The sequence below is a fragment of the Microbispora sp. H13382 genome (assembly GCF_014161445.1).
Classification (GTDB): Bacteria; Actinomycetota; Actinomycetes; order Streptosporangiales; family Streptosporangiaceae; genus Microbispora.
This window is the reverse complement of sequence record NZ_JABBXA010000002.1, coordinates 410256-418256: the sequence shown is the minus strand read 5'-3', so window position 1 is coordinate 418256 and position 8001 is coordinate 410256. Positions and strand designations below refer to the sequence as shown.

6 protein-coding genes and 1 tRNA gene are annotated in these 8001 nt (G+C 64.6%); 3 read left to right on the top strand and 4 right to left on the bottom strand.

The window, feature by feature from the left end:
- Window positions 1-2349: tetratricopeptide repeat protein (locus HHX41_RS05840; protein WP_182905085.1), on the bottom strand; the 2349-nt coding region annotated here is incomplete at its 3' end.
- Window positions 2350-2402: 53 nt separating this feature from the next.
- Here HHX41_RS05840 and HHX41_RS05835 point away from each other — a divergent pair.
- Both HHX41_RS05835 and HHX41_RS05830 read left to right on the top strand, forming a co-directional pair.
- Entirely contained in the window at window positions 2403-2801 is a 399-nt protein-coding gene (locus HHX41_RS05835) for a hypothetical protein (RefSeq protein WP_182905084.1), read from the top strand.
- 294 nt (window positions 2802-3095) lie between these two features.
- Window positions 3096-3569 carry an Arm DNA-binding domain-containing protein gene (locus HHX41_RS05830; protein ID WP_182905083.1) on the top strand — a complete coding sequence of 158 codons (474 nt, stop codon included), beginning with the start codon at window positions 3096-3098 and terminating at the stop codon, window positions 3567-3569.
- On the opposite strand, the gene HHX41_RS05825 is transcribed toward HHX41_RS05830, so the two are convergent.
- Entirely contained in the window at window positions 3539-3784 is a 246-nt protein-coding gene (locus HHX41_RS05825) for a transposase (protein ID WP_182905082.1), read from the bottom strand. The genes HHX41_RS05830 and HHX41_RS05825 overlap by 31 nt on opposite strands.
- 441 nt (window positions 3785-4225) lie before the next feature.
- Here HHX41_RS05825 and HHX41_RS05820 point away from each other — a divergent pair, with 441 nt between their 5' ends.
- Window positions 4226-5230 carry an integrase core domain-containing protein gene (locus HHX41_RS05820; RefSeq protein WP_220503826.1) on the top strand — a complete coding sequence of 335 codons (1005 nt, stop codon included), beginning with the start codon at window positions 4226-4228 and terminating at the stop codon, window positions 5228-5230.
- Between the two features lie 36 nt (window positions 5231-5266).
- On the opposite strand, the gene HHX41_RS05815 is transcribed toward HHX41_RS05820, so the two are convergent.
- Both HHX41_RS05815 and HHX41_RS42225 read right to left on the bottom strand, forming a co-directional pair.
- Window positions 5267-5355, bottom strand: a tRNA-Ser gene (locus tag HHX41_RS05815).
- A 102-nt stretch (window positions 5356-5457) separates the two neighbouring features.
- Window positions 5458-7941, bottom strand: a complete 2484-nt coding sequence (locus HHX41_RS42225) for an AAA family ATPase (protein WP_396794073.1) — start codon at window positions 7939-7941, stop codon at window positions 5458-5460.
- Window positions 7942-8001 lie beyond the last annotated feature (60 nt).

Sequence of the window (8001 nt, the reverse complement as noted above, 5' to 3'; positions counted from 1 at the left end):
CAACGCCTGAGACGTCTCTCGCTCAGCCTGCACGTAATCTCCCTGCTCGCGATGCGCAATACCCAAATCGCGGTAGGCATCCGCCTCACTCGCTCGGTTACCCGTCTCTTGATAAATGACCAACGCCTGGCTGATCTCTTCTCCAGCCCGAGCGTAATCACCACGCTGGCGGTACACAACACCAAGCTCGCTATGCGAGTATGCTTCGCCCCTCCGATTCCCGATCTCCCGATAGATGTGCAACGCCTGAGACGTCTCTCGCTCAGCCTGCACGTAATCTCCCTGCTCGCGATGCGCAATACCCAAATCGCGGTAGGCATCCGCCTCCCCCGTGCGGTTACCGACCTCTTGATAAATGGCTAACGCCTGCCTAACCTCGTGATCAGCCTGCCTGTATTCCTTTTGCTCGCGATACATGATGCCAAGGTCACGGTGGGCGTCTGCCTCACTCCTGCGATTGCCGACTTCTTGGTAGATGCGTAGGGCTTCTGCGGTCTTGTCCCTTGCTCGCGTATAGTCGCCCCGCAAGCGGTAAACGACCCCGAGGGCACTCTGTGCGTAGGCCTCGGACGCGCGATTTTCCATCCCCTGGTAGATGGTCAGCGCCTGCGTGAACTCTTGCTCAGCCCGAGAATAGTCACCGCGCAAACGGTAGACGACACCGAGCCCGCTACGAGCGTCAGCCTCACCTTCTCGGTTACCTATTTCCAGATATAGGAGTAGCGCTTGGCCGATTTCCTGCTCAGCCCGGACATAGTCACCCCGCAGGCGATATAAGCTCCCCAGCCAGCGATGGGCTTTTGCCTGACGCGGACGATCGGATACGGAACGAAATCCACGGAGGGCAGACGTCAAGAGCGGCTCTGCCATATCGAGATTATCAATAAAATAGATCAGGCGCCCTTGGTACAGATCAACGATACGAGCCATGCCTGTGGCCTCTAACCGTGCCCGTCCCCCAGTCTCCGGCGCTATGGCCGTTTCAAGCAAGCTCTGAACTGTAGCCAAATCAAAACCCTGGAGCGCCTGATCAACAGACTCTTCCCATACACCTAAACCAGCTGGATCACCGATAGCGAAATAATGGTATGCCGCTTCTAGATAATCGCCGTTGGATACGTGCCACGTCGCGGCAGCTTGATGGAGCGCGATAAGGGAAGGGCTTCGGTGACCGTCGGCAAGCACAGCTGCCCGCACAAGATCGTGCACTCGTCGCTGTGGAGCGTGGTGCTTAGCTGGGGTGTGATGCACAAAGGAGTAACGGCAAAGCTGGGCAAAATCCTTATTATCGACCTTCTCGGGAGCTAGGAGTCCACGGAGAGCGTCATGAGTCACGTGGCGGAGAACGGCCGCCGCTCTTACGACTTCTTGTTGCTTCGGGCTCAGCCGACTGAAAAGTGTTTCATACAGCCACTCGTGAGCGGGTCGGTCGTGCGCAACCGTGCTGAGCCACTGCAAATCCGTTATGTTGTGATCATTTAGCTGGCATGCATCAGCCAGCATGCCAAGCCAGGCGGGAGTACCCTCGCATATGGCGTGAGCGGTGGTCGCCAAATTAGAGTCGGCCAGCCCTCTCTTGTTGAGGTACTCGGTCGTCTCCTCGGGACTCCAGGGATTGAGTTGTAATTCTGCGGTTAAAGCTTGTATGGCTACGGAAGGTCGCAGTCGCTCCCAGCCGGCGAGAATGAACCGCAACTCGGGAAGCGCAATCATGATTTCTGGAAGGACCTTATGGGTCAGCCAGTCTTTCAAGCCTTCACGCGGATTGCCGGTTTGGATGTCATCGTGACGAGTGAGCCACTCGATGCCATCGAGTGTGATAAGGCTGTCAGTAAACGGCAGATCCGCGATGGCATCGATGGCAGCGTTCACGAGAGTCGTTCGGTAGGCCACGTATAGGTCCGCTGCTGGATGACCGGACCGGTTGGAGATAGGCGACTCGGCGATGCGCCCGCCTTGCGTCGCGGTCATGTGAATCTGGACCGCGCCTGAGGACAACTTGAGGGAGTCTAACGCCTCACGTACATGTGCGTTGAATCGCTTGCGACGCTCAGCCTGCTTGCTTTGGCTTGTATGGCTGAGCCGTAGCAGGACAGTGACAAGATCGCCGAGGAGACTTTGATCGAATCCATCTGGTCTGGCTCCTTGGCCACCAGCGCTTAGATCGATAGCGTCGTACTGATATCGATACTGGTCGACGGCGTACGCCCCAATCTCGGCGAGCAGGCGAGTCTTGCCGATGCCCGAGGTTCCGTAGATGCTGAGGATCCGGATAGGCGAGTCCGGCGCGAGCATGGCATCAGCAGCAGCAATCTCCGCACGGCGGCCAACGAACAACTTCTCCTGCATGGCACCACCCGGCTCTAGCATGTAGAGAGTCACCATACTTCAGGGAGGTCGACATGAGTCGTCGGTTCCGGGCGGGCCCTTTGGCGGCTGCCGGGTCAGTTCTATCTGCCATTGTCGGCGCGTTAGTCAACATACTCACCAGTTCATGGAGCTGGTGGATCTTTGCGGTCGCGGCGGCATTGCTTTCTGTCACAGCCGTTATTGCTTACCGTTTGGAATCACCCCAGGTAGCGCCTGGTCAAACGGCAAAGAGCGAGGTGGACGTACAAGCGAAACGTGGTGCGGTGATCAGATCCAGCCCGGTCAAGGCCACTGGATCAGCAAAAGTCGATCAGATCGCGGATAACCGGGGTCGGATAGAAGGCTCCGGGATCACTGCTGATGGTGCCATAGTGAGCCAAACGGCGGAAGAAGGCGGAATGATCCAAGAATCCCCGATTATTGCGGAATAGGGTGGAGTGGGCTACTTCGTCGGTCTACCACCAGACTGAGCGTTGCATGCTGCGCTGGCCGCGACCGGCCGCCGCAACGTGGCCAGCTGCTGATCTTCATTCGTGATGTCGGTTCCTGTCGTTATTGCCAGATCGGTCGGTGGGAGGCATCCTCGACGAGGTGGGGCCTGTACTGGATCTTCTTCAGGGCGCGCCTGGTAACGCGGACGAACTGGGGCAGGACCCCCCACTGATGCGGCGGCGTCTCCCAGCAGGCCGATCAAGAAGAGCAGTCCTAAACTGCGCGACGGGGTCATGAAGCGCGGTAGCACGTGGTCATACGTGATTCGTGTCAAGGACCCTGAGACTGGCGAGAGCAAGCCCAAATGGGTCGGCGGGTTCGCAATCGAGGACGAGGCCAAGGCTGCCCGTGACGAGGCCCGCAAGAACGCCCGGCGGGGTGAGTACGTCGACCGGAACGAGATCACTGTAGACGAGTACCTCGACATGTGGATCGAGGACCACGCGATGGAGATCAAGCCGGGGACGCTGGAGGACTACCGGATCAGCATTCGCCTCTACATCAAGCCGCACATCGGCAAGATGCGGCTCCAGGCGGTTCGACCCTCCACGGTCACGAAGCTCTACCGGGATCTCCTCGCTCGCGGTCGGGGCTGCCAGCGGGACTCCGTCCTCTTCGGCGAGATCCGAGAGGCGATGCTCTGCTACTGCTACGACGTGAACTTAGATTCAAAGAGTCAAGGAACGCATTGGGCCGGGGTTCGGTAGCCGAGGCACTTTCGGGGGCGGTTGTTCAGTCGGGCGGCCAAGGCGTTGAGGTCGGCCTGGCGCACCCACCCGCGCAATGCCTCGCGGTGAACGCCGAGCTGGTCGGCCACCCGGGCGATCGCGCCGGGGGCACCGCCGGTCTGCCGGCGGACCTCAAACACCATGCGCACCGCGCGCTCGCGAAGCTCTTGGGGGTACTTCCTCGGGGCTGGCATCGTGACGTGATTCTCCCTTCCGCCAGCAGATGATGCTGGCTTCAGGGCCTCCACGAAAGTCGGAGTGGTTCACAAGAGCGCATCGACGCAGGCCTGGAGCCCGGCATCACGTCGAGGCGTGTCGACATCGAACCCCTCAGTTAGGAGGACGTTCCTGTGATCGTTTCGCGGCCCGTCCGATTGCTCAGCTAACTGTGAGTCGCGCAACCCCGTGTTAGCGCGACCTCAGGAAACATACGGAGATCCATCCCGCGAATATCCCGAGGACAGCGGCCGAGCGCTGCTCAGGGTGGCGTACGGCTGCGCATGACCGGAACGATCAACGGCGTCCGACCGGGGCGAATCCGCTGGTCAGACGCCGTTTCACGAGGTCGAGCGGAGAGCGTGGTGTTCTGGTTCAGGACATAGGAAACGGGTGTTGTCTCCGAGACATAGGAAACTCTGGCGGAGCATGTCTCCGGAGATAGGAAGCACAGAGAGTTAGAACCTGCGGGCGGTCGACAGTCGGCCCGTGTCGAAGGCCAGACTCATCATCACGGCGGTCGTCGTCGAGGGCCGCTCACAAGCAGAGGTCGCCCGCTCCTACGGCGTCTCCAAAGGCTGGGTGTCCCCGAGCCGAACAAGCGACCACGATCGTCCTACATTCGCTTCCAAGCCGAGCAGCCGAACGAGACCTGGCAAGCCGACTTCACCCACTACCGCCTGGCCGACGGCACCGACGCCGAGATCCTCACCTGGCTGGACGACCACTCCCGCTACGCCCTGTCGGTGACCGCCCACCCCCGTGTAACCGGCCCGATCGTGCGCGACACCTTCCGCCACGCGGTGGCCGCCCACGGCGTGCCCGCCTCCACCCTCACCGACAACGGCATGGTGTTCACCACCCGCCTGGCCGGCGGCCGCAGCGGCCGCAACGCCTTCGAACACGAACTGCGCCGCCTGCACGTCACCCAGAAGAACTCCACCCCCAACCACCCCACCACCTGCGGAAAAGTCGAACGCTTCCAGCAGACGATGAAGAAGTGGCTGCGCGCCCAGCCCGACCAGCCCGCCACCATCAGCGACTTACAGACCCTCATCGACTGCTTCGTCGACGTCTACAACCACCACCGCCCCCACCGATCGTTGCCCCACCGCGCCACGCCCGCCGCGGCCTACAACACCCGGCCCAAGGCCCAACCGGCCGGCAGCCGCGACGGCGACACCCACACCCGCGTCCGACACGACCGCGTCGACCACACCGGCGTCGTCACCCTGCGGATCGGCGACCGGCTCCACCACATCGGCATCGGACGAACCCACGCCCGAACCCACGTCATCCTGCTCGTCGACGATCTCCACATCCGGGTCGTCGCCACCATCACCGGAGAACTGCTCCGCGAGCTGATCACCAACCCCACCCGCGACTACCAACCCCAGTACACAAAGAAACCCCCGAACCCGTAGGTTCGAGGGTTTCCGATGTCCTGCGACATCACAGAGCGGAGAGCGTGGGATTCGAACCCACGAGACCGGTCACCCGGCCTAGCGGTTTTCAAGACCGCCGCCATCGTCCACTAGGCGAGCTCTCCCCGGCGCCTCACCGGCTGGAGGGCGCCACGCAGCAGCCTAGCCTCTCACTCGCGGGCACGTGACCGCGACCACGAAAGAGATCATCCCGCCCTTCCAGCCGCCTACAGGTGGTCCGGAATCTCGGAGAACCTACGCTCGGACAGCGCCTGCGGACCGGCGAAGCCGTCGCCCACGGAGGCGGCCAGGCGGAGGTAGGCGTCCCGGGTCGTCTGCTGGAGCCGGTCCAGGTCGATCTCCGCCCCCTCTTCCAGGTGGGGGTCGTACGGCACGCGGACCACGGTGCGGCAGCGGGCGGCGAAGTGAGCCTCCAGCTTGTCGAGGTCCACTGTGGACTTCGACCGGGGCCGTACGCTGCACAGCACCACGGTGGCGGCCCGGACGAGGTCGCCGTAGTGGTGCGCCTCCAGCCAGTCCAGCGTGGCCGAGGCCGCGCGGGCGCCGTCCACGGACGGCGAACTGACCAGCACGATCTGGTCGGCCATGCCGAGCACGCCCGACATGGCGGAGTGCAGGAGACCGGTGCCGCAGTCGGTGATGCAGATGGAGTAGAAGTTCTCCAGCACCTGCGCCACCGCGTGGTAATCCTTGGCGCTGAACGCCTCCGACACCGACGGGTCGCGGTCCGACGCCAGGATCTCCAGCCGCGAGGGCGTCTGCGACGTGAAAGCCCGGATGTCGACGTACCGCTTGATCTGCGCGCGCTCGTTCAGCAGGTCGCGTACGGTGGCCGCCGTCTCCAGCTCGACCTTGTCGGAGAGCGTTCCACGGTCGGGGTTGGCGTCGACGGCGATGACGCGGTCGCCGCGCACCTGCGCGAGCGTGGCGCCGAGACCGACTGTCGTCGTGGTCTTGCCCACGCCGCCCTTGAGGCTGAGCACGGCGACCCGATGGTGGCCGGTGGCGACGGGCGTGCGGGCGCGCTGCACGAGTTCACGGCGTCGCCGCACCTCCGGGGCCTCGCCCGGCTTGATCAGTCCGGCCGACGCCTTGTAGACCAGCCGCCGCCAGCCCGTTGCGGGAGTGTTCCTCCGCCCCCTCAGCAAAGTGACCGGGTCGAGGCTGTCGGCGGTCGGCTTGGACCCTGCCGCCTTCGACCCTGTCGTACGCGCCGGCGAGCTGAAGGCGGAGGCGGGAGGAGCCGGGCGGCGCGCGGTCTGGTACGCCTCCCGCTCCGCCACCGCGTCCCGTTCCACCGCGTCCCGTTCCATCGAGGGCGCCTGCTCGGGTGCGGGGCTCGGCGCCGGCGCACGCTCAGGCGCACGCTCGGGCGCGGGCGTAGGAGCGGGTGGCGGCGCGGGCGTAGGCGCGGGCGCCGCGACAGGACCAGGCTCGTACGGCTTCCGCTCCTCGGCGGCCAGGTCCTCCCGCAGCGAGCCGGTGAAACGGCCGTCCGTGAATTCAGGCGCGGTCTCGGCCCGCGCAGGGCCGAAGGGCCGCGCGGGAGGCTCCTCCGGCTCGGCGGCGCGTTCCTGCTGTGCGGGCGGCACGGGTACGGCCGGCTCCAGCCAACCCCGCAGAGGCTCCTGCGACGAGGACGGCTCGCCGGAGGCCGGTGGGGCGTAGGGCGTGACGGACTCGCTGCCGGAGAAGGCCCTGACGTTGTAGGAGTCGGTGTCCGCGGGGGAACCGGGGATGACGCCGCCGCCGAAGCCCTGTTCGCCGAACAGGGGGGTGGTGAAGGACGAGGAACCGCCCGGCGGCGGAGTGGGGTGGCCGTCGTCGTCCGACTCCTGGTCGACGCTCGGCGACTCCGCCGTCGCCTCCTGGGGCTCCGGTTTCGCGTCGAAAGACGGACCGAATGACGTCGCGAAGGACGACCCGGCCGATCGATCCGGCGCCTGTCCGTAGGACGACTCGGATCCCGGCTCGTAGGACGACTCGGACGCCGAGCCGTAGGAGGTTTCGAACGACGGAGCGCTGACGGGCCCGGTGGACGTGGCGGACGCCTCCTGTGGCTCACCCAGGGCGGTGCCCTGCCTGGACGCCTCCGAACCGAATGCGGTGCCCTCCCCGGACTCGTCCGAAGCGGCCGGCGCGTCCTCGCTCTCCTCCGAGGACGGGAGCTCGGGCCTGGTCACGAAGGCCGTGTCGCCGAAGCCCGAATCACTTAGGCCGGCGTCACGGAAACCGCTGTCACCGAAGGCCGTCTCGCCGTAGCCCGATTCGGAGCCGTACACAGCCCCAAATCCGGACTTTTCGCCACTTTCGTACCCAAAACTGCCCGAATAGCCGCCGAAGGTGGACTCCCGGATAGGACTGGTGGCGGACGCCTCGGCGGCCTCCGAGGTCTCGAAGGTCTCCGCGTCCTCCCGCGACAGGGCGCCGTACGCGGAGCCGGTCGCGCTGTCTGCGGCGCCGCGAAGCAGCCCGCCGGAGGCGGGCTCGGCCGGGACGAGGCTCCAGGGGTCGGCGGGGTACGGGGACGCGGGTTCGGGGTCGGCGGGCGGCGGCGGTGGAGCGGCGAGGGTGGCGGAGGTGACCGCGCTGACCGCTATCTCCACCTCGTCGGGCATCTCCTTGATCGCGTCGAGCCACGCGAGCTGGTCCTCGAGAGAATGGGGATCCTCACGATCATGTCTCGCCACCGTGTACCCCCTCGGGCTGGGCTAATGGGGTAGCAAACACATTGCAGATTAGCGCCACGT

Excerpts from the sequence above, each read along its gene's own strand:
- HHX41_RS05835 (WP_182905084.1), top strand. The coding sequence starts at position 2,403 with ATGAGTCGTCGGTTCCGGGCGGGCCCTTTGGCGGCTGCCGGGTCAGTT.
- HHX41_RS05830 (WP_182905083.1), top strand. The coding sequence starts at position 3,096 with ATGAAGCGCGGTAGCACGTGGTCATACGTGATTCGTGTCAAGGACCCT.
- HHX41_RS05825 (WP_182905082.1), bottom strand. The coding sequence starts at position 3,784 with ATGCCAGCCCCGAGGAAGTACCCCCAAGAGCTTCGCGAGCGCGCGGTG.